This window comes from Anabaena sp. UHCC 0253, from assembly GCF_009712085.1.
Classification (GTDB): domain Bacteria; phylum Cyanobacteriota; class Cyanobacteriia; order Cyanobacteriales; family Nostocaceae; genus Dolichospermum.
In genome coordinates this window covers 462,140-483,578 of sequence record NZ_VILD01000004.1, presented here as the reverse complement: position 1 = coordinate 483,578, position 21,439 = coordinate 462,140, and the positions used below count along the sequence as shown (strand labels likewise).

20 protein-coding genes are annotated in these 21,439 nt (G+C 35.5%); 11 read left to right on the top strand and 9 right to left on the bottom strand.

The window, feature by feature from the left end; genetic code table 11:
* From FJR38_RS13855 to FJR38_RS13840, 4 genes are all read right to left on the bottom strand, one after another.
* Positions 1-236 (bottom strand): hypothetical protein (locus FJR38_RS13855; RefSeq protein ID WP_168537756.1); only part of this gene is annotated, 236 nt, incomplete at its 3' end.
* A gap of 227 nt (positions 237-463) precedes the next feature.
* A complete protein-coding gene (locus FJR38_RS13850) occupies positions 464-868 on the bottom strand; it encodes a PIN domain-containing protein (RefSeq protein ID WP_168537617.1) in 405 nt (134 codons plus the stop codon).
* A 4-nt stretch (positions 869-872) separates the two neighbouring features.
* Entirely contained in the window at positions 873-1,079 is a 207-nt protein-coding gene (locus FJR38_RS13845) for a hypothetical protein (RefSeq protein ID WP_168493909.1), read from the bottom strand.
* A gap of 228 nt (positions 1,080-1,307) precedes the next feature.
* Positions 1,308-2,687: a hypothetical protein gene (locus tag FJR38_RS13840; RefSeq protein WP_371418205.1), complete on the bottom strand. Its 1,380-nt coding sequence runs from the start codon at positions 2,685-2,687 to the stop codon at positions 1,308-1,310.
* 236 nt (positions 2,688-2,923) lie between these two features.
* Here FJR38_RS13840 and FJR38_RS13835 point away from each other — a divergent pair, with 236 nt between their 5' ends.
* Together FJR38_RS13835 and FJR38_RS13825 are read left to right on the top strand one after the other, a co-directional pair.
* Positions 2,924-4,129, top strand: a complete 1,206-nt coding sequence (locus FJR38_RS13835; protein WP_371418204.1) for a histidine kinase — start codon at positions 2,924-2,926, stop codon at positions 4,127-4,129.
* A gap of 83 nt (positions 4,130-4,212) precedes the next feature.
* Positions 4,213-4,473 carry a chlororespiratory reduction protein 7 gene (locus FJR38_RS13825; RefSeq protein WP_168537754.1) on the top strand — a complete coding sequence of 87 codons (261 nt, stop codon included), beginning with the start codon at positions 4,213-4,215 and terminating at the stop codon, positions 4,471-4,473.
* A 2-nt stretch (positions 4,474-4,475) separates the two neighbouring features.
* Here the strand turns inward: FJR38_RS13825 and FJR38_RS13820 are convergent, their stop codons facing one another.
* From FJR38_RS13820 to FJR38_RS13810, 3 genes are all read right to left on the bottom strand, one after another.
* Positions 4,476-4,931 carry a response regulator gene (locus FJR38_RS13820; protein WP_168493903.1) on the bottom strand — a complete coding sequence of 152 codons (456 nt, stop codon included), beginning with the start codon at positions 4,929-4,931 and terminating at the stop codon, positions 4,476-4,478.
* A 173-nt stretch (positions 4,932-5,104) separates the two neighbouring features.
* Positions 5,105-7,348, bottom strand: a complete 2,244-nt coding sequence (locus tag FJR38_RS13815) for an ATP-binding protein (RefSeq protein ID WP_168537613.1) — start codon at positions 7,346-7,348, stop codon at positions 5,105-5,107.
* A gap of 18 nt (positions 7,349-7,366) precedes the next feature.
* The gene (locus tag FJR38_RS13810; protein ID WP_168537611.1) at positions 7,367-8,269 is read right to left on the bottom strand and encodes a cation diffusion facilitator family transporter; all 903 of its coding nucleotides are present in this window, start codon (positions 8,267-8,269) and stop codon (positions 7,367-7,369) included.
* A gap of 412 nt (positions 8,270-8,681) precedes the next feature.
* On the opposite strand from FJR38_RS13810, the gene FJR38_RS13805 reads away from it, so the two are divergent.
* The 6 genes from FJR38_RS13805 to FJR38_RS13780 all read left to right on the top strand — a co-directional run bounded on the left by FJR38_RS13805 (position 8,682) and on the right by FJR38_RS13780 (position 15,628).
* On the top strand, positions 8,682-9,029 hold the full coding sequence (locus tag FJR38_RS13805) for a hypothetical protein (protein ID WP_168493897.1): 348 nt from the start codon (positions 8,682-8,684) through the stop codon (positions 9,027-9,029).
* 351 nt (positions 9,030-9,380) lie between these two features.
* Positions 9,381-11,807 carry a dynamin family protein gene (locus tag FJR38_RS13800; protein WP_371418202.1) on the top strand — a complete coding sequence of 809 codons (2,427 nt, stop codon included), beginning with the start codon at positions 9,381-9,383 and terminating at the stop codon, positions 11,805-11,807.
* A gap of 70 nt (positions 11,808-11,877) precedes the next feature.
* Positions 11,878-12,417 (top strand): hypothetical protein, encoded by a 540-nt coding sequence (locus FJR38_RS13795; RefSeq protein ID WP_168537607.1) that lies wholly within the window; start codon positions 11,878-11,880, stop codon positions 12,415-12,417.
* Positions 12,418-12,948: 531 nt separating this feature from the next.
* On the top strand, positions 12,949-13,587 hold the full coding sequence (locus FJR38_RS13790; RefSeq protein ID WP_168537605.1) for a Uma2 family endonuclease: 639 nt from the start codon (positions 12,949-12,951) through the stop codon (positions 13,585-13,587).
* A gap of 97 nt (positions 13,588-13,684) precedes the next feature.
* Positions 13,685-14,239 carry a Uma2 family endonuclease gene (locus tag FJR38_RS13785; protein WP_168493889.1) on the top strand — a complete coding sequence of 185 codons (555 nt, stop codon included), beginning with the start codon at positions 13,685-13,687 and terminating at the stop codon, positions 14,237-14,239.
* Positions 14,240-14,413: 174 nt separating this feature from the next.
* Complete coding sequence (locus tag FJR38_RS13780) at positions 14,414-15,628, top strand: FIST N-terminal domain-containing protein (protein ID WP_168537603.1); 1,215 nt, start codon at positions 14,414-14,416, stop codon at positions 15,626-15,628.
* 102 nt (positions 15,629-15,730) lie between these two features.
* On the opposite strand, the gene FJR38_RS13775 is transcribed toward FJR38_RS13780, so the two are convergent.
* A complete protein-coding gene (locus FJR38_RS13775) occupies positions 15,731-16,834 on the bottom strand; it encodes a metallophosphoesterase (RefSeq protein ID WP_168537601.1) in 1,104 nt (367 codons plus the stop codon).
* Positions 16,835-16,982: 148 nt separating this feature from the next.
* Here FJR38_RS13775 and trmB point away from each other — a divergent pair, with 148 nt between their 5' ends.
* Positions 16,983-17,633, top strand: coding sequence for a tRNA (guanosine(46)-N7)-methyltransferase TrmB (gene trmB / locus FJR38_RS13770; protein ID WP_168493883.1), 651 nt, complete (start codon positions 16,983-16,985; stop codon positions 17,631-17,633).
* Between the two features lie 119 nt (positions 17,634-17,752).
* Here trmB and FJR38_RS13765 read toward each other — a convergent pair whose 3' ends face one another.
* Positions 17,753-19,177 carry a UbiA family prenyltransferase gene (locus FJR38_RS13765; protein WP_168493881.1) on the bottom strand — a complete coding sequence of 475 codons (1,425 nt, stop codon included), beginning with the start codon at positions 19,175-19,177 and terminating at the stop codon, positions 17,753-17,755.
* Positions 19,178-19,491: 314 nt separating this feature from the next.
* On the opposite strand from FJR38_RS13765, the gene FJR38_RS13760 reads away from it, so the two are divergent.
* Positions 19,492-21,090, top strand: coding sequence for an Hsp70 family protein (locus tag FJR38_RS13760; protein ID WP_168537599.1), 1,599 nt, complete (start codon positions 19,492-19,494; stop codon positions 21,088-21,090).
* 86 nt (positions 21,091-21,176) lie between these two features.
* Positions 21,177-21,439, top strand: a 263-nt coding sequence (locus FJR38_RS13755) for a contact-dependent growth inhibition system immunity protein (RefSeq protein ID WP_217360023.1), incomplete at its 3' end; no start/stop codon positions are given.

Sequence of the window (21,439 nt, the reverse complement as noted above, 5' to 3'; positions counted from 1 at the left end):
AGAGTAGATAAATTATTTTCATCGTATTCTGTGTATTCACCATTTTGGAGTTGTTGAATACCTGTGGCTATATCCTGTTTTAAGAATTCAATATTTTGTGTTTTCTGGTGTTCAGCTAGTCGAGAGTATTGAATTTTTTCTACTAAGATTTGATATTCTTCTTGAGAAAGTGAAAGGATAATTTGAGTCAGAGAGTCAAGAAGTCGTGTATTAATTGTAGGAATGGGTTGGTTCATAAGGCAATAATAACCTGATTATTTCCATACTATAAGTAGGTAGATGCTAATTAACCCAACTATGTAACGAACTGTAAATTACCCAAAACTCTTGGGATTGCTGCGTTCCACTCCGTTCCACTCGCAATGACATAGTTATAAGTTTTCCCACCTACCTACTTACTATAAAAGCTCTAGCAACTGAACGTCAGAAATATACCCTTTAATTTTGCACCACCTTAGATAAACTAACGAATAAAATTAATTTGACAAATATTAAGAGGAACAACAGGTTCAAACTCTTTACGATCTGAAGTAACTAAAATACCACCTTCTCGATTAGCCAGAGTTAATGCAAAACAATCTGCTAGAGAGATTCTTCTGATACTTGCCTTATAACCTCCTACCTGTTGCCAAAAACTGATAGTCAAATCATCTCGAATAACCAGTTCTAAAGATTGCACATCTTCAACAAGAGCATCTGCAATTGCATCTCCTCCCGTTCGCAGAAAATCATAATAAACTTCACATAAATTAATCCCATGAATCATGCAAATATAGTGATTATCAGATAAATAGTTTTCTACAATTTCTGCCCCTAGCTCATTTCTGAAAAAAGCAATTAAAGCACAAGCATCTAAAATAATATTCATCTTGCTAATTTTCTAAAGCAATCTCTGCCTGTTTCTTATCTGCAAAATCATCACTATTTGTAGCTAAATTAGAATACTTCCCTCGTAAGGAATGAACTCTAACTTGCTTAGTTTCCTTTTCTCTTCTTTTGCGGAGTGTTTCAAATAGAAAATCTTGATCTTCTTTTGACAAATTTGCTAATGAATTAATAATTTCTTGCAATGTTATCATAAAATCTCTGATAATGTAATCACTGACAAATTATAGCACAATCTCCCAGTTTCCAGCTTTCCGTTATTCCACTTTAGCGACAATCATTGGTTCTGTTGGGTTTCACTGTGTTCAACCCAACCCCCAACCTCCTCCCCGCAGGCGAGGAGGGGCTATGATGGTATTTAATGTAGGGGTAGCGCCCCCGTGCCTACCCCGGTATTTGGGGCAACCACAGGGGGTTTGCCCCTACTGGACGTATTTTTCTAAATCTTCAATTTGCGGTGCGGGTAGTTGGTTAAGAACACGCCAAAGGATGGTGTAACTGCCATCTAGATGACTGCGAACGGGGCGGAAGGCGATGATGATATCACTACTAGGAACTTGTGATAATTGCTGTTTAGCGCGGCTATTACGGCGGGTTATGGGTTGATTATTTAAAATAATGTCTGGAAGTTGGAATTGGAGCGATCGCACTAAATAGGTACGATTTAATTGGGCTTTTGCACCAGTTAAGATGACTTGGGGTTGATTCCAGTTCTGATTTTTACCCGTCACAAAGCGGCGTTTATCTATTTGTAAAGATTCTAACTCTTTGGGTGGCTGGTAGTTGAGGAAAAAATCTCTTGTTGACTGGTTGAGAACTGCCAGTTTCCCATCCAATTTTTCTAAAGCGAGATCACCGACATCAACAATAAAGCCATAATCTATATTTTCAGGAACTAATTGAAAGTTTTCGCCAACTACCTGAAGTGGTAAACTGGGAACAAAACTGCCTTTAGTCTCAATTCCCAAGGAAAAAGGATAACCGTTAATATTAGCTTCTAAGCGATTCTGAACAGTATTCGGCTGACGATGGTAAGCTGAATTAGGTAACACCTTAACCATACCTGTGTTAGGTAGTTCCAGAAAGTTAGCGTAAATTTTTTGTTCTGGGGAATTAGTGCGATCATTCAAGCGGTTTAATGCCGTAAAAGCTTGCTGCTGACTGGGAAATGCTCCTGGGGCTGTTTGCAAGAATTGAGTAGCAGTTTGGAGATGATTCAATGCTTCTATTGGTACTGCGATCGCCGGTTGCATTGGCGGTACATAATTAGCTATAGCTGTTTTTTGGGTTCTACCAATAATTGCTAAAGGAGGTGTAGTTAAATTTGGTTCTCTGTTATCAAGCGGTATTGCTGGTTTGTTCAAGTTAGGACGCACTACAGGAGCGATAGGAAGTACAGGATCTAATTGTCGTTCCCCGGAAACTAAGGGTAATTCTCTGACTAGAGTTATTTCCCCCCGTCGAGATAATAACCGATCTATGATTGGGCGTAGTTTAAACAATTCCTGACTAGACGCAAACAAAGAACAGTAAATTTGCGCTCTTGACTCATTGAACTGAATAGGTAAAGAAGAAAAATCTGAAAAATTCCCTTGGGAATTACATAATTTTTGAGAATTTGGGTACTGACGTTTGAGAAAACCCTCTATTTGAATAGTCTGGGTAATTAATTGTCCTCGTACAGATATCATTTTATTAGCATCTGGTGAGTTAAAAGCCTCTTCCATCCGGGCAATTAATCTTTTTTGCTGCTGGATTAACCGAGCAGTTGTAGTATAAAAACTATCCTCTGTTGACTGCAAATCCGGATTTTGACTTAGATCGGTCGGGGGCTGTAATTCCTGAGCTAGAAGCCTAATCGGTATAAAAGTAAGGGCAAAAGGCAGCAAGATTCCGAAAACAATTCCTTTCATATCAAAAACCTAGATCGGATTACGGTAGGAAGAATCTAAAATAGATATTAAATTAGAAAAAACAACGACCATCAACCAACGTCAGTCCATTTTACTTTCTGTAAAGCGTCGCCAGGTTGTTACCAGTGCTGAAACAAGATGTCATGCAAGTTTCCCAGGATCAGCCTATATATTCTGAAGCTCCACTCCAACTGTTGCTATTTGTAGATGGACGACCTAAGTCCCGTCAACAAGTGCAACGAATTCGCGCTTACTTAAAAGAATTAGAGACTGGGTATAGTTTTGAACTACAAATTATTGATGTTGGAGAACAACCCTATTTAGCCGAACACTTTAAGTTAGTAGCAACTCCTGCTTTAGTCAAGATTCATCCAGAACCCCAACAAACTATTGCTGGTACTAATATCATCCCGGAATTAAAAACTTGGTGGCCGCGCTGGCAAACTGCCATTGACACCTTTTTAAAATTACAGGAAGATTTACGAGAAGTTGAGGATGAAACCAGTCAGGTGATCTTGCCTAAATCTACCATTCATTCTGTTGCTACTTCGGCGGAATTGATTCAACTTGCAGATGAAATTTTTCGTCTGAAGCAAGAAAAAGAGAAACTTCAAGAACAGCTACTGTTTAAAGACAGAGTGATTGCGATTTTGGCGCATGATCTTCGTAATCCTCTCACGGCGGCAGCGATCGCTCTGGAAACTCTTCAATCTAATTACAATCCAGATATAGGAGCATTCCAACGTCTGAAGCCAGGACTAGCTTTGCATCTATTAAAACAAGCTCGCACCCAAACACGGATTATTGATCGCATGATTGCTGATTTGTTACAAGTGGGACGTGGTGAAGATACAGAATTGCCGATTATACCACAAAAGTTACAATTAGGAACACTGTGTTTAGAGGTATTAGAAGAATTGAGCGATCGCTACATTGCCAAATCTCAAACTATAGAAACAGATATTCCCCAAGATTTACCCTATGTATATGTAGATCCAGAGCGGATTCGGCAAGTGCTAACGAATCTTTTAGATAACGCCATCAAATATACACCTGTGGGTGGCATTATTAGTGTAGCGGGACTGCATCGCACTACACAAAAAGTTCAATTTAGTATTGGTGATAGTGGTCCTGGTATTCCTGAAGAAAACCGCGATCGTATTTTTGAAAATCTTTTCCGTCTCCAACGTGATCAAAACACAGAAGGATATGGAATTGGCCTTTGTTTATGTCAACGCATTATCCGTGTCCACTACGGTCAAATTTGGGTAGATTCATCTCCCCTCGGTGGTGCATGGTTTCATTTTACTTTGCCAGTATATCCATCGTAGAGAATTGACAATTGACAATTGACAATTGACAATTACCAATTACCAATTACCAATTACCAATCACCAATCACCAATTACCAAAAATGCCAAATCCATTAATGTATCAGCAGGATGATTTTGTTGTTTTAGAAACAAATCAACCAGAACAATTTCTCACAGCGGCTGAGTTATTAACAAAGTTAGAAAAAACTTTATCACAACTTTCTGATGAAGATTTACCACCAGATTTGCAAAAATTGGAGTCTGTTACCGAAAAAGCACAATATTTGCTCGATACAAGTTGTAATTTAGATGTTGGACCAGGAGAATATTTACAGTGGTATGCAGTACGTTTGGAGAAATAAAATTATTTGTTAATAGGTTCAGGAAGAATTACAAGATCCAGCCAATAGTTAATGAAGCCTTGAATAGTGGCTATTAATCTTTTAATATCTATTGGTTTCAAAATATAACTAGCGACAGAATATTGATAACAAGCTTCAATATCTTTGGGGTTAGAAGAAGTAGTAAAGACAATTACAGGAATTGTTTTTAAATATTCATCCTCCTTGATTTCTTTTAATACTTCCCTACCATCTGTTCCTGGTAAATTTAAATCAAGTAAAATAATTGCCGGGAGAGGGAAAGAATTGAAATCTTGATAAATTCCGTTGCGATATAGATAATCTAGTGCATCATCACCATCAGTACAACGAAAAATGGGATTGACAACTGCTTGTTGTTGAACAACTCTAGAAAAAGCTTCAAAGTCTTCATCGCTATCTTCAATTACTAAAAAAGGTTTGGTATAGTTGCCAATCATTTATTATTGTTTTGATTTAGATTTGTATTATTAGTTTCTATTATACAAGTAATTTGTAATAGGTCATTATTAATTATTTTTTTTATAGAATTATGATTTAATAATTCTGAAAGTTTATTATATTAGCGTTGCTAGAATAATTAAAACAATATTAAGTTTTGAAAACCTGATGACTATTGTACTTCATCACCTTGCAATGTAAAATAGAAAGTAGTACCTTCACCATAAATTGATTCTACCCAAATTTTACCATCATGTTTTTCCAAAATTTTCTGAACAATTGTTAATCCTGCACCTGTTCCACCACCATATTTACTCGGTCCATGTAGTCTTTTAAAAATGCGAAAAATGGTATTAAAGTGTTTATTTTTAATGCCGATACCGTTATCTTTGACGTAGAATTGTAATGGGTTAGTTTCTGGCAAATAACCAATTTCAATCCATTTTTCATCTTTATCATTGTATTTAATGGCATTAGCGATGAGATTATTAAATACTTCACTTATTTGTACGCGATCGCAATAAATTTTTGGTAAAGGTTCAGGAATCCGAATTTCAATTTTTTCCTGTTCAATCCGAGGACTTAACAAATCTAAAATGTTATCTAAAATTTTATTCAAATCTATTTGCTGCATAGATAAATCTATTCTCCCTAAGCGAGAGAAATGCAGCAGTGAATCAATTAGATCTTCCATGCGTTGAGTCAAACGAATTAATGTTCTTAATTTTGATTGGCCATCTTCATTGAGAGTTTCACCATAATCTTCAATTAAGAAATTAGAGTAATTATGAATTCCTCGCAATGGTTCTTTTAGATCATGGGAAGCAATATAAGCAAAAGCATCCAATTCATTATTACTACGTTCTAAATCCCGATTTAATACTTCCAATTCATCTACTTTTCGCAGAACCACACCAATAATTGAATTTCTCAATTCTAACGCTGCATTTACTTCACAGGATTTCCAAGGAAGTGACTTTAATTGAACTATTTCTTTCCATAGTTCAAAAGATTTACGGGGTGATAATGGTATCCCTTCATCTTCCATAATTTGTAATGGTTGATAAGGATTTCCGGCCCAATCTATCGTTTGTAACACTTCTGGACGAAACCATAAAATATAGTTTTTCTGACTTTTAGCAATCGAAACTACCAACAACCCACTAGCTAAATTCCGAAATTCTTCAGCAGGAGGATAAAATTGATATAGCGTATTAGTATAAAATATTGATTCTTGTAGATTTTGATTGATCCATGCTACCAGCTTTTGAATATCCTTTTGTTCAGGAGTATTGCCAATTGTAATATATTCTCCATCAAAACATATTGCTGCACCTTGGGCATTAACTAAATTAAGTATATTAATTTTGTGATTTATTAAACCATCAATAAAGTTTTTATCTATTGACATATATTCAATTAACTTAGATTGAATAGATGCTAAATGTATTTTATATTCACTATCTTGATTATCTTGTTTGTTTGCCAATTCTAAAGATGTCATCTGTCCCAAAATTTCGCAAGCACTACGAATTTCATAAGGGAGATATTTAGGTAATTGATGATGACAAGCAATTAAGCCCCAAAGTTTTTGATCTTTGACTAAGGAGATAGTCAAAGAAGCTGCAACACCCATATTATGTAAATATTGAATATGGCAAGGTGAAGCACTTCTTAACATCGAATTAGTTAAATCTGTGGGCTGATTTGTAATTGGATTATGGCAGGGAATAATTTCTATTGGTTTAGCATTAGCATCAGGTATTAATCTGGTATAGTTAGAAGTAAAGAGTTCTCTAGCTACGCGAGGAATATCGGATTCGGGATAATGTAGTCCTAGATAAGTTTCTAAACTGTCTAATTTATCTTCAGCAATTACATAACCATGTCCATCATCATCGAATTTATATAACATTACCCGATCAAATCCGGTAATTTTTCTGACTTCTTTAGCTAAAATTTGACAGATCAGAGGTGTACTATCAGCACCTTTTAATTTAGAAACAGCTAATTTTATTAAAGGATAAAATTTAAAAAACACCTTACTTTTATCTAAAAGAGTAGGTTCTAATTCTAGAATTAATATGTCTTGACTGCGATGAATAACTCCATCAAAATCTATATTTTCATCCCTGACGTTAATAGTAAATTCAATAGGATTACTAGATTGTAAATCCTGTTGAGATAAATAATCTAGAAATACATTAATTTGCTCCTGATCTATAAATTTACTTAAAGGCTGATTGAGTAAATCTTCTGGAGGAAAACCCAAAAAATGGGATGTATTGTTACTAACTTGTAAAATAGTTAATTCTGGTTCTTTTATGGCTAAAAAGACTCCATGAGGTTGAGTAAAGCCAATAAATTTTATGGGTTCTGGTGTATATTCGGAAATAGGTAAAAGGTGATTATTCATATTTTAATTTTTAATTATTTAAGTTTGTTGAGATTCAAAAGTAATATGTTCAGACTGATATGCAGGTGGTTCAACATGAATTAAAATCCTGACGGGACTAAAACGTTGTTCTAGTTGTTGTTCAACTTCTTCTGTAATGTGATGAGCCGTTTCTACATCTGGTGCATTAACAATTAAGTGCATTTCTATAAAAGCTTGACGACCAATGACACCACGAGAAGCGATATCATGACAGTTAATTACACCAGGGACAGAAACTGCGATCGCATGAATTGTTTCCGGAGCGATCGCCATTTGATCCACAAGCCAAGGTAAATTTTCCTTTAATACTGACCAACCACTCCAAAATACCAATAAAGCGACAGGGAAAGCTAGTAACACATCTAACAACTGATAACCCAGCCAAACGCCAATCAAACCACCGATAACGGAGATTGTCACCCAAACATCACTCATGGTATGTGTAGCATCAGCAATTAAAATGGAACTACCTACCCGTCTCCCCACATTCCGTTCATAAAACGCTACAAAAATATTTACTCCTAAAACAATAAGTAATAACCATAATTCTGGAGGTGATATTCTTACAGGTTCACCACCTTTGAGAATTCTTTCTATTGCACCTTGCAGAATTTCAAAACAGGCTATTCCTAAAAATGCAGCAATACCCAAAGCACCGACAGCTTCAAATTTATTATGTCCATAAGGATGCTCCCGATCTGGTAAAGGTGAAGAAAACTTAATAGCAACTAATCCTAAGATATTATTGGCACTATCAGTCACACTATGTAAAGCATCAGCAAGCAAACTTAAAGAACCTGTCCAATAACCCACAAGGGCTTTTAACCCCATCACAAATACGTTAAGTAACAGAGTAATAATTAAAACTCGTCTTACATCCGAGCGATTATCGTAAGTCATTATGTTTATAATTGTGATTTATGAAAAAAAGGAATAGAGAACTTATTTTCTTTATCTCTTACTGTAGCAACAATAGGTATTTATTTCTCAGAATAAATATATAGTAAATATCTAAAAAATTGCTAATTAAGAATTTATCTCTTTATCACTGAATCCGCTTAGTTCGTAGAAAATTGTAGGTTGGGTAGAACGAAGTGAAACCCAACAAAATCTCAGAAATGTTGGGTTGCGTTCCTTAACCCAACCTACGAAAAATAGATTTATCACCTGATAATAATCTAGATTTTATTGAGATTAATTATAATTAAAATCCAAAAATTCAGTTTTAGGAATCTTTGCAGAATTTAGAAAGATTGTAGAGAACATCTTCCGGTAATATAGATAATTACGAATAATTTTTAATAAGTAGCTTATGTCTTCTGTCCCTCTCACACTGAATTTAGTAGAAGGTTCTGTTTCCGTCAGTTTTTCACCCCAAGCAGCGCAAGAATTAAAAGCAGCAATAGATGAATTGATGAAAAGTCTCAAAGTTGTTGCTAGTAAAACTCCAGGTACAGGTAAAGTCAGTCCCCAACCCTCTTTAGAGTATCGTTACACTGGGGATGTATTTATAGAAATATTCTGCAATCCTAATATCTGGCCTACTCCTTTCGCAGCTAAAGTTTTGTTAACAATTCGCAATATGGGTATTCGTCTGACAACCGAAGCGGAACTTACTCGCGTTATTGAGGATATAAACCAGTATTTAGAGCAATTTTAAATGAGGTGACAGGGAAGAAGCAGCATTTTTCCTAATAGACAACGACCGAATTTAAATATGCGTATCCTAGAACCCTTGTAGAGACGTTCCATGGAACGTCTCTACATTATCGGAGATGTCTAATCACCCATTATCAAAGTGTGCGGTACGCTTGGAGAATTGACGCTCTCTTCTTTTGAGATGTAAGGGTGTTATTGCTTCAATGATCAAAGTTGACTAAACTTGTCACAAAATTGGGGTAGAGGTATTGTGAATATACTGGATTTTGCTTTGACTTGTTTTATTGTACATTCTAAGTATACTATGTAATAATATTTAGACATTGACCGACAAAACTAAACAAAACCAAGTATGGATTTTGGCAATATGAGTAACTCAGTATATAAGGTATTTGAAGAAATCGAGTTTAAAGCCAAGCTACTGGCTCAATACTGGAATAATTTTCACACGGAAATATCTCAGCATTTACCAGAGAGTTATCAGCCGGAAATTCAAGAACTATCTAACAACTTAGAAACAGCCTTAACTCAGCTAATTTACGAATTGCAAAATCCTACTCTTACCCTAGCCACAACAGGGACTACAAGTAGCGGTAAAAGCACTTTAGTAAATTTGCTATGTGGAGCAGAAATAGTCCCGGTTGCAGTGAGTGAAATGAGTGCTGGGGCTGTGACTATTGAGTACAGTAAAGACAAATCTCTGATCATTCACGAAACACCGGGAGCATTATGGGAGTGTGGAGAATGGAGAGGAATTAGTGACGATAAAATTTATCAACGTCTTTATCAAGCAATGATAAGTTATATCGAAAACAGAGAAACACAACCAAATTTAGCCTGTCCACAATCTACAATTTCTTACCCTTTTCGACTGTTAAAAGAATCTCAGTTACAATTACCAAAAGGAACAAGAGTCAGAATACTTGATTTACCTGGTTTAGCTTATGTGGGTGATCAAGGTAATGCTAATGTTATTAAACAATGTCGAGAGGCTTTATGTATAGTTACTTATAATAGTGCGGAAACAGATTCTCAGAAAGTAAAAAGTTTATTGCAAGAGGTTGTACAGCAGGTAAAAGATTTAGGTGGTTCTCCAGCGCGGATGCTTTTCGTACTAAATAAGATTGATGTTTTTAGAGCAGATAGAAGCTGGCCAGAATCAGAAACTCGGTTTGTTGAAAAAGCTATTCGTAGTATTAAAAATGAATTAACTGATCAATTAAGAGAATACACAGAAGAGATTGAAAATTTAAAAGTAGTCAAATTGAGTACATGGCCTGCTTTATTATCTTTGCAAATTCCAAATTATATTTATACTGCTGATGCTTGTAAAAAAGCGGATAACCATTTTAATGGATTAATTGAAGATATATTACAAGACTTGCCACGTAACACACAAAAATGGAATAGCCACGATAAAAATAGAGTTGCTGAGGCATTATGGCAGAAATCTTATGCAGAGGAATTTCATCATAATTTAAGGGAGCATATTAATAAACATTTTCCGCAGTTAGTAATTCCCCAAATGATAGATCGTTTTAATATTGCTGCTGGAAATGCAATCGCAGAATGGGCAACACAAATAACAACAGCTATTCTTAATAGTTCAGAAGTATACTATCAGCAGGAATGCAGAAAAATATCAGACACTAGATTATCACTTAAGTATTTTTTGCAAGACAGTAACACAAACTTGAAGAAACCGTTTGAAGAACTAAATGCCAGTATAAAAAGAATAACAGAACAATCACAACCAGGTAATGATGATCCAATGTCTCCTTTAAGAAACAAGATTGGAGAACTCCAAAGTAAAGAACCTTATAACGAATTAAAAGAAAAATTATTTCCACTTCATTCATGGGAGTTTGAATTTAAAAAAGGCATCAACCTAGTTTTGGATGCAGTAGCAAGGTCTTTAGAAACTGGCAAAGTAGACTTAGACAATCCGAATTTAAAAAAAGCAAAAGCTGAATATGTTAGTTTACTAGCAAGCAACTTAAACCGTTTGGTTAATTTAGGTTACACAGATTCTGTTGCTAAAGAAGGTAAAACAATAGAAGCAAGAACAGAAGAGGAAAAAAATAAACTTAAAGCAATTAATGAGGAATTAAATAACTTATCTATCCATCTGAACATTATCATAGAAGATGTGATAAAGCAAATAACTAAACAACAAATAGATAGAATTGAACACGCTGTATCTGAGTTGTTCCGGTGTAATTTATCCTATCTTGAAAAGAAAGCAAATAATATTGCACCTAATATGTTTTATTTTAAATTCCCTGAATCAAAACTTACTCAAGTTGATTGTAAACTTACATTTAGTTTCCACTTTAGAACAGAATTTGCTATTACACAAGGAACTTGGCAAGAAGAAATAAAAGTTGAAAGGAGAAAAAGAGTTTGGTATAAATTATGGTTAGGGAAAAAAACATTTTATGAGATAGAATATGAAAAACGATCTAGTGATAATGCTAAATTACCTAGCACAGAAGATTTACTAGGAGGTTGGATAATGCAGGCTAGAGATAACGAAAAAGAAAGATTCAAGCAATTTGCAATTTGGATCATACAACGGATTGATTTTCTAAAACAAGATGTGGATAAAATCCAGAATGATATTATTGACCGATATCAAGAAAGACTCAATAAAGCACACCAAGAAAAGACGCTAGATTATGAAAAACAAAGAAACATCTGGCTACCTATGCAAGAAAAAGCTCAAGATTTAGCTGAAAAATTTTCTAGCTTAGGAAAATATTGGAAAGTGAATAATTAATTTTTAATGATAATATAATTAACTCTGAAAAAAGTTTTGGTAAGCCTGTTAATATGTGGAGAAGAATGATATGAAATTATATCTTGTAGTAATAGGATCTCTAATTGTAGCAACTTTGACGTATATAAAGTACATCAATAATAATACTAAAAATAAACGTAGAAAAAAAGCAAAATACTTTGCAGAAACTCAAGTATCACATAAATCATATCAAAAGCAAAAAGATACTAGACCTGTGGCTTTATGTCTTATTGTACCAGCATTGCCAGCATTGGCATTAGAAAATGTCAGAAAAAATGATCAAATTGATTCTGAATATATAAAAGAACTCATAGATAATTCTTTATATTTTCTATGTACAGATGATACTTATAAAGCAAAGAAAATCTCAGAACTTCTAGAAACAACCGACGAAGATTATATAAATGTTAGCGAACAAAGAGAAGTTTATGTCAGTATTGAAATTGACAATGCTGAAGAAATGATTGGAAAGACAGTTCCATATATTTTAAAGAGAAATCTTCCTGTTAATGCACAAGGTGAGGTTAGAAAAATAGCTTGTCTGAAATATTTATCTGTATCTGGTTTAGAAAAATTTAACCGCATTTAAGGAGTATCTACAAAAGGGACTGGAAAACTGCATCTTCCTACTACGAAACCCGTCTAACTGACGCTTTAAACATCCAAAGACACGCGGTACATTTAGCCAACTTACCTCAAGCAGAAGTTCCCGAAAAATTGCGACAATTATCTATTGCCTTAAAAAGTAATATTATAGAAAGTGGGGGAAGATTTGCCAATAGCGTCATGTCATTCTGAACAGACTCCTAAAGTCTTGTTAACAATTCGCAATACAGGTATTCGTTTTACCAAATGAGCGAAACTTACTCGCGTTATTGAGGATACTAACCCGTATTTAAAGCAGTTTTAATCCTCTAAGTTAGAAATTTAATTTCAGAAGCTGACAAGTTGCAAAAGAAAAAGTTAAAATTAGATACAGCTATTTTAGAACTTGATAAAATAACTCAGAAATATAGTTTAGACGGATCTAATGTCCAAAAAGGAGAAAAAAGAAAGGTTGAGAAACCAGTATTAATTATTTCTGAATCTTTTACTTAATCACCTTACCAGCTTTCCTAATATGGTAACAATACAAATAAGGCAATTAACAGTACCACCAGGACATAGAATTATATTACACAATATTTCTTGGCAGGAATTTGAAGAAATATTAACAGAATTAGGAGAAAATCGTGCTAGTAGATTAGCTTATCATCAGGGGAATTTAGAAATTAAAATGCCGTTACCTAAGCATGAAGTAGCGAAAGTTATTATTGGAGATTTAGTTAAAATAATTCTAGAGGAATTAGAAATTGATTGTGAATGTTTTGGTTCAACCACCTTTAAACGTCAAGATATGAATAGTGGAATAGAACCAGATGATTCATTTTATATTAAAAATCATGTACAGATGATTGGTAAAGAAAAAATTGATTTAAATATTGATCCTCCTCCTGATTTAGTTATAGAAATTGATGTTACTTCCAAAACACAATTAGATGCTTATTTAGCTTTAGCAGTTCCCGAAGTATGGCGATATGAAAATGATAAGTTACAGATTAATATTTTGCAAAATGGTAAATATATAGAATCAGAAATTAGTCCTAATTTTCCTAATTTACCAATTTCAGAAATAATTCCCCAATTTGTTGAACAAAGTCGTATTCTTGGAAGAAGTCCCACTTTAAGGAAGTTTCGACAATGGGTAAAACAGCAATAACAAAAACCAGATCCCCGACTTCTTAAAGAAATCGGGCATTTGAATAAATATGCTATAATATTAAATCATCACAAATATCATTGGAGATGAAAATTATATGACTCTCACAATTGACACCTTAGAAAAAATAGAACAAATATTAAAAGATGATGATAAAGACTATCAAATAGAACTACAAGAAGGAAATATTTTAATTATGGGTCCATCGGATATAGAATCTAGTGAAATTGGTGCTGAATTGATTAGATTATTAGGTAATTGGATAAAACCTCGTAAATTAGGGCGAATATTTGACTCCAGTGGTGGGTTTATTATGCCGAATACTGATTTACGCGCTCCTGATGTTTCCTTTGTATCCGCCCAAAGATTAAAACGTACTGTGAGAGATTTTGGTAATTTAGTTCCTGATTTAGTAGTAGAAATTAAATCAAAAACTGATAGAGTTTCTAAATTAGAAGATAAACTCAAATTGTTTTTAGAATTAGGTGCAAAGGTAGGAATTTTAATTAATCCTGATGAATTAACTGTTACTGTTTATCGTCCTCATGAGAAAATTACATTATTAACAGAAGATGATAAATTAACCGTAGCTGAATTATTTCCTGGTTGGGAAATTGCTATTTCTGAATTATGGCCTCCTGTGTTTGAATAGGTGTTTATATGTACCTGAGCAAAATTAATTTAACATTTTTGGAACAAAGAAAAATCTCTGTATTCCTTATCTGTTCACTTTTCCCTGTTCACTGTTCCTTCTTCCCTAATCAACAAGTGACAAAGTTAGTTAAAATATTCAACTAACCTGAATACAGAAAGAAGCTGAAAACTCATGCCAGATCGAATGCAGTGGACAAATGCCCTATCAACCCGTCCTTCCTTAGAAGCGGCTATTAACGATGTTGTAGAACAAGCTGTTGCATCATTAACCGCACCGGCGGATTTAGGGCTGGTATTCATTTCTTCGGCTTTTATGAGTGAATATTCCCGACTTTTGCCTTTATTGGCAGAGAAACTTTCTGTACCTATATTGATTGGTTGTAGTGCTGGGGGTGTAATTGGGAAAAAACAGACAGGAGAAACTGAAGAAATAGAATCAGAACCAGCCCTAAGTCTGACTTTAGCTCATCTTCCTGGTGTGGAGATCAAACCTTTTCATATTCTGGCAGAAGAATTGCCAGATTCGGATAGTTCCCCTACTGCTTGGATTGATTTAGTGGGTGTACCACCGTCACCAGTACCCCAGTTTATTTTATTGTCTAGTCCTTTTGCTTCAGGAACGAATGATTTATTGCAGGGCTTAGATTTTGCCTATCCTGGTTCGGTGGTTGTGGGGGGACAAGCCAGCAGCGGGTTTATGAATGGTCGGGTTGGGTTATTTTGTAATGATAAGTTGTATCGAGAAGGGACGGTAGGTATAGCGTTGAGTGGCAATATTGTATTAGATACTATTGTTGCCCAAGGATGTCGTCCCATTGGTGAACCGTTGCAAGTTACCAAAGCTGAAAGGAATATTATTGTTGAGTTGGATGAAAAAGTCCCCTTGGTGGTATTGCGGGATTTAATTAGTAGTTTGAGTGAAGAAGATAGAACTCTAGCACAGCATTCTTTGTTTGTGGGTTTAGCAATGGATGAGTTTAGGCTAAATTTACATTCGGGTGATTTTTTGATTCGCAATATTTTGGGAGTAGATCCTTCTGCTGGGGCGATCGCAATTGGCGATCGCATTCGTCCCGGACAAAGGTTACAATTTCATTTGCGGGATGCCAAAGCATCAGCAGAAGATTTAGAAATTTTACTGCAAGAATATCAAAATCAAAATGTCAGTGAACCTTCTCCTCTAGGGGCTTTAATGTTTACTTGTTTAGGCAGGGGAACAGGACTTTATGGCAAACCTAATTTTGATTCTCAACTATTTAGCAGCTATCTCCATGATGTGCCAATGGGTGGCTTTTTCTGCGGTGGTGAAATCGGTCCTGTAAGTGGCAGAACGTTCCTTCATGGTTATACTTCTGTTTTTGCCATTTGTCGTTCTTTAAGGGAATAGGAGTCAATTGTCAGTTGTCAGTTGTCAGTTGTTAGTTGTTAGTAGAAAGAAAATCACCTATTACCAACCCTTCGGCTACGCTCAGGGCAAGTCACCAATCACCTATTTACCAATCAAAAGCGTACTGTGGTTATCAATTAACGCTGTTTTGCCATCATTAATGGCACTATATTCTTCAATGTAGCGACGGACATTGATAGGGAAGTGGGGATAGTCTAACATGGCATCACCATCAGCAATAGTCGCCCAAAAGTCTCGTAAACCGGGGGCTAGTGTTTGCGCTTGTGCTAGTGGTAAACTTAGTGGTGGTAAAGTTAATAATTTGATCAGGAAAGGATAAGAGCGATCGCCCATCCATTGTCGTGATAATGTTTGTAAATTGGGAAAATCTGGTACTGATTCAACTCGATGAGAAACAACTTGTAACCATTCTCTCCCCCATTCATCTCGATTAAATTCTAATACTCGATAAGGATGGGGATAGCTAACTAAAGAACCAGTAGTAATATCATATATTCCATCAGAACAAGCAACATCTTGAACGTGCAAATGTCCTGTAAATACTAACTTTACTCCATAACGTTGTAATAATTGCCGGAGTTCAGCAGCATTTTCCAGCATATAACGATTTGCCATCGGATGACGTGATTGATTCGGTAAATGTTCAACCACATTATGATGGATCATTACTAAAACTAATTCATCCTCAATGGCTGCTAATTGCTTTTCTAACCATTGGAATTGTTGACTATCTAACCGTCCTATTTGCTGACCTTGATCATTAAATGAGTTAGAATTAAGACCAATCAATCTTACTCCTGGGAATATTTGACGATTGTAATAATGTTGTTCAGGATTTTCATAACCAAACTTTTGGTAATAGCTAGGGAAATCTGCAAACGCAATTGATTGTTCATTGGCCATTAAAACAGGGACATCATGATTACCAGGAACAACATAAGATGGAAAAGGTAACTGAGATAATCTGTTTTTTAACCAAGTGTGGTTTGCTGATTCACCATGTTGGGTTAAGTCTCCAGGGATCAACAGAAAATCTAAATCTAATTGTGTTAAATGTTCTAATACACTATCAAAAGCCGGAATACTCACTTCTACCAAATGAAACCGACTAGGATGATCCCAGATGGTTTGAGGAAGCGCAATGTGTAAGTCGCTAACGATAGCAAAACGAAAATTGAGTTTCATTGATTTAAGAAAATGTTAAAAATAAAGTTGCAAAGATTCTTTTTCTCAAAGTATAACTCTTACTATGTATACCTGTGTAGGAATATTTAGACTTAATAATATTTGTATACATTTGTTAGGAATTGTTGTTTTTTAAGGAGAGTAAATTTTGTCACCTGTTCGAGTTCGTCAACACGTTAACCCCCTTGCGAGTAAGTTCCAAACCCCAACCGCTTCTCCAGACTGGGATCAGATTTATATCCAGCCAAATCAACCTCTACATTTAGATATTGGTTGTGCTAGAGGTAGATTTGTCCTCAAAATGGCAGAAATAGAACCAAATTGGAATTTTTTAGGTTTAGAAATTCGAGAACCTTTAGTAATAGAAGCAAATAGAATCCGCGACGAAATGGGTTTAACAAATTTGCATTATGTATTTGCAAATGTGAATAATTCCCTAGATTCGTTATTATCAACTTTACCTTTAGGAAGATTACAAAGAATCACAATTCAATTTCCTGATCCTTGGTTTAAAAATCGTCATGCAAAACGTCGAGTAGTTCAACCAGAATTAGTGAAAGAATTAGAGAAATATTTAACAGTGGGTGGTGTTGTTTTCCTGCAATCGGATATAGAATTTGTAGCAGCAGAAATGTGCGATCGCTTTTATGAAAATCCCGCTTTTGAAAAGTTAGGAACAACAACATGGTTAGCAGAAAATCCCCTCTCTGTACCCACAGAAAGGGAAATAGCAACTCAGAAAAAAGGTGAACCTGTATATCGGGCTTTATTTAGAAAAAAAGAATTAGCAGGAGGTTAATTTTCTTTTTCACAGAAACAACTCATGTTTAAAAACATGAGATTTAAATAATTACACGGTTTTTTTCGTGCTACGCATCTTTTTTTTGACTGAACTTTAAACTCAGCAACTACAGGTTCTTATCTGTTCCCTGTTCCCTGTTCCCTGTTCCCTGTTCCCTTCTTTAAATCATACCAACCATACCAATGCAGCACAGCTAACCATACCGCTGAAAGTAAAGCTGCAATACTCAAAGTCAAACCAGTGAAGGGAATTAATAAACCAAATACAGGTAACACAACTCCAGCAATAGTACAAATAATTGCTGCTAGAGAAACACGACGATTTGCACCTAAACCATAGGTTAAAGCTAGTAAAATTAAGGAAATTACCATCCAAGCTAATTCAGCATTAATTAACCGTGCCGTATAGGTTAAAGTTAGTAAACAAGCAAAGAAAATTCCGCCAGCAATAGTGACATTCTTTAAACTCATATTTATGGATAGATACAGAAGTAATATCCACCATAAAAACAAAGCAGGTGCTAACAATAATAACCTGGGAAGAATACCAGTTTTACCAATTGGTTTAGTGCTAGTAAAGACACCAAAAGGATTTTTCACAGAAACATTTTCGGCAAATGTCCAAGTAAATTGGGTACTTTGTCCATCAACTTTGATATTATTAGGAATAATCCCACTAGCAAAATCGGCATTATTAAAATTAGCGATCGCTACAAGCCGAAATTGGGAAAGTAACTGATTTGTAGCACTATAAACCCAACGTGGTCCACCTTGTGCTTGATAGGTAACTTTAAAAGTAGTTTCTTTCCCTGGTTCTAAACGGAAGGGAAAACTATAATTATCGTTATTTGTTTGTGGTAATCTTGTGCCATCACGTTCTAATTTATAACTAGCTAATAGTGAATAACCATTAGGAGGTGAAGCATCAAAGTAAAAATTATTGATATCACTCAATTGGTTAATAACTTTGTAATCAGCAGTGTAGTCTGTTTGATAAATAGAACTCCGATTTTGAACATCTACACTTTGATTAATTTTAACTTGAATTTGTGAACCAGCTAAAGCTAAATAACGAGTAACTTTTTGTTTATCATTAACTTTAACTATTTTGCCGTTAACTTGCGTGTTATAAACATAAGGTTCTTCGGTAATGTAACGGACTTGGGGCGCAAATTGTTCAAGTTTATCACCAGCTACAGTAGCAGCAACTTGTGCCACTTTTGCCTGTTCCCAATAATGGTAACGATTGCTTAAAGTTGAACACAGAAAAAAGCCCGTTACTAACAAAATTAAAATTAGAGCTAAATGCTGTAATCCCTGCAATAATTGGGAGTAACGAATTGACCATTGTCCAAAAAAAACCGCTTGTTCTGTCGGATATCTTCGCAGAGAAAAACTAATTAAAGCGATCGCCACACCCAAGGCTACAATTAAAAATACTAATAACAGTGAACCTTGGAGTAATTGAGAACCAAACTGCACCAATTCCTGGGGATGTGTTAAATCAGGTAAACCGGGAATACCTTTAGCGTCAAAAGACATAAATAGATATTTGGGTAAATTTTACACCTTGACAGATTTAATATCACAAAAGTTGCTAGTACCGCAGGGTAGAATTAAAAATTAATAATTAATAAAGCAGATTAAATAGGCTTTTCAAGTATTTTTAATAGTTGATTAACTTACTTTGTCTTGTGCTAGTAATATAGTCTATTCTAGTAATGGGTAATTTGTCAGTAGTCAGTTGTCAGTAGAAAACATATTCTCCCTGCACCCCTGCCCCTCTGCACCCCTGCACCCCTGCCCCTCTGCTTCCTCTGCCCCCTGTCCCCGATTCCCTGAAATAATCGAAAAATATGCCGATTGCGATTGATTTTGGTACAAGTAACACAGTTATCACTCGTTGGAATCCCGTTACCCAGCAAGCAGAAACCCTGAATCTCCCTGGTTTATCAACGCAACAATTTCTCAATCCTCCACTGATTCCCAGCTTAGTTTATGTAGAAAATGCCAGCTTAGGTAAAATTATAGCTGGACAACAGGTGCGCGATCGCGGATTGGATACAAAAACCGATGCGAGATTTTTCCGGAGTTTTAAACGGGGAATCGGTGCAGATATCCAAGGGTTTTTACCAGAACTAGATGGCCAAAATATCACCTTTGAACAAATAGGAAAATGGTTTTTAACCAAAGTCATTGCAGAATTAGCACCCCTAGAAGGGGGAATAGATTCATTGGTTTTAACCGCACCAGTAGATAGCTTTGAAGCTTATCGTCACTGGTTAGGGAAAGTTTGTCAATCATTACCCGTTGAACAGATCCGGATGTTAGATGAACCCACCGCTGCGGCTTTGGGATATGGTTTAACAGATCAAGGAACTTTATTAGTTATTGACTTTGGTGGAGGAACTTTAGATTTATCTTTAGTTAGTCTAGATCAAATCAAACAAGCCAAGACTAAACCCGTAGGATTTCTCCTCAAATGGGGCGAGAAAACTCTGGGGGAAGATTCTAAACAAAAAATTAAAACAGCCCGTGTGTTAGCCAAAGCAGGGCAAAATCTAGGCGGAACTGATATTGATAATTGGATAGTAGATTACTTTGCCAAAACCCAAGGATTACCAGTAAGTTCTCTGACAACAAGACTAGCAGAACGGGTGAAAATTCAGCTATCAAACCAAGATAAAGCGAGTGAAGTTTATTTTAATGATCAAACTTTTGAAAGTTATGAAATGGATCTAGATCGGCAAACTTTTGAAAATATTCTCAAGGAAAATGGATTTTTTGATAAACTCCATGATGTGATGATGACGTTGTTACAGCAAGCACGACGTTATGGAATAGAAATTGATGATATTAATGCAGTATTATTAGTTGGTGGCACAGTACAATTGCCAGTCGTGCAGACATGGATAGAACAATATTTTGAACCAGAAAAAATTCGTCGTCAATTGCCTTTTGAAGCGATCGCTCATGGTGCATTACAAATTACCCAAGGCATAGAAATCAAAGACTATCTTTATCATAGCTATGGTGTCCGTTATTGGGATCGCCGTAATCAACGCCATAGTTGGCATCCGATTATTAAAACTGGACAACCTTATCCCATGACTCAACCCGTCGAATTAGTTTTGGGTGCTTCCATGGAAAATCAACCCAGTATTGAATTAATTGTAGGGGAATTAGGAGCAGAAACAGGCGGAACAGAAGTATACTTTGATGGCGATCGCTTAATAACTCGTCAAATTGATAATCGTACCACCACTGTTAAACCCCTCAATGATACAGCAGGTGCAAGTAAAATTGCCAAACTCAGCCCACCAGGATTTCCAGGAAGCGATCGGATTAAAATCTATTTTCAAATTGACGAACAACGGTTTTTAAGAATTACTGTAGAGGACTTATTAACAAATAATACCTTAGTAGAAAATCAGTTAGTAGCACAGTTGAGTTAAATAAGATGACAAATATCAAACGTATCGGCTCAATTACCCGATCAGGGGAAACTATGCAAAAATAAAAACATTACTTTAATGATGTAATGAGTATAATTATGCAGGATAGGATTAGCAAAATCAACTATGAAAAGCTTTATCCAGAACTCAAACAATTTTTCGGTGGCTACTTCCACCAAGATTGGACTTATATCTATGACTGGCAGGGAAAGTCACCATCATTTCAGGTTGTTGTGCGTGACTTTAAGACTAATAATTCTCAAGCGATTGTTACCCAGGTAACTCAAGAATTGGAACAATTCATTGCGGATCATCTGATATTAGAAGATGATTGGGATTTGGGTGAAAT

Excerpts from the sequence above, each read along its gene's own strand:
- FJR38_RS13850 (WP_168537617.1), bottom strand. The coding sequence starts at position 868 with ATGAATATTATTTTAGATGCTTGTGCTTTAATTGCTTTTTTCAGAAAT.
- FJR38_RS13845 (WP_168493909.1), bottom strand. The coding sequence starts at position 1,079 with ATGATAACATTGCAAGAAATTATTAATTCATTAGCAAATTTGTCAAAA.
- FJR38_RS13825 (WP_168537754.1), top strand. The coding sequence starts at position 4,213 with ATGCCAAATCCATTAATGTATCAGCAGGATGATTTTGTTGTTTTAGAA.
- FJR38_RS13820 (WP_168493903.1), bottom strand. The coding sequence starts at position 4,931 with ATGATTGGCAACTATACCAAACCTTTTTTAGTAATTGAAGATAGCGAT.
- FJR38_RS13815 (WP_168537613.1), bottom strand. The coding sequence starts at position 7,348 with ATGAATAATCACCTTTTACCTATTTCCGAATATACACCAGAACCCATA.
- FJR38_RS13810 (WP_168537611.1), bottom strand. The coding sequence starts at position 8,269 with ATGACTTACGATAATCGCTCGGATGTAAGACGAGTTTTAATTATTACT.
- FJR38_RS13805 (WP_168493897.1), top strand. The coding sequence starts at position 8,682 with ATGTCTTCTGTCCCTCTCACACTGAATTTAGTAGAAGGTTCTGTTTCC.
- FJR38_RS13800 (WP_371418202.1), top strand. The coding sequence starts at position 9,381 with ATGGATTTTGGCAATATGAGTAACTCAGTATATAAGGTATTTGAAGAA.
- FJR38_RS13795 (WP_168537607.1), top strand. The coding sequence starts at position 11,878 with ATGAAATTATATCTTGTAGTAATAGGATCTCTAATTGTAGCAACTTTG.
- FJR38_RS13790 (WP_168537605.1), top strand. The coding sequence starts at position 12,949 with ATGGTAACAATACAAATAAGGCAATTAACAGTACCACCAGGACATAGA.
- FJR38_RS13785 (WP_168493889.1), top strand. The coding sequence starts at position 13,685 with ATGACTCTCACAATTGACACCTTAGAAAAAATAGAACAAATATTAAAA.
- FJR38_RS13780 (WP_168537603.1), top strand. The coding sequence starts at position 14,414 with ATGCCAGATCGAATGCAGTGGACAAATGCCCTATCAACCCGTCCTTCC.
- FJR38_RS13775 (WP_168537601.1), bottom strand. The coding sequence starts at position 16,834 with ATGAAACTCAATTTTCGTTTTGCTATCGTTAGCGACTTACACATTGCG.
- FJR38_RS13765 (WP_168493881.1), bottom strand. The coding sequence starts at position 19,177 with ATGTCTTTTGACGCTAAAGGTATTCCCGGTTTACCTGATTTAACACAT.
- FJR38_RS13760 (WP_168537599.1), top strand. The coding sequence starts at position 19,492 with ATGCCGATTGCGATTGATTTTGGTACAAGTAACACAGTTATCACTCGT.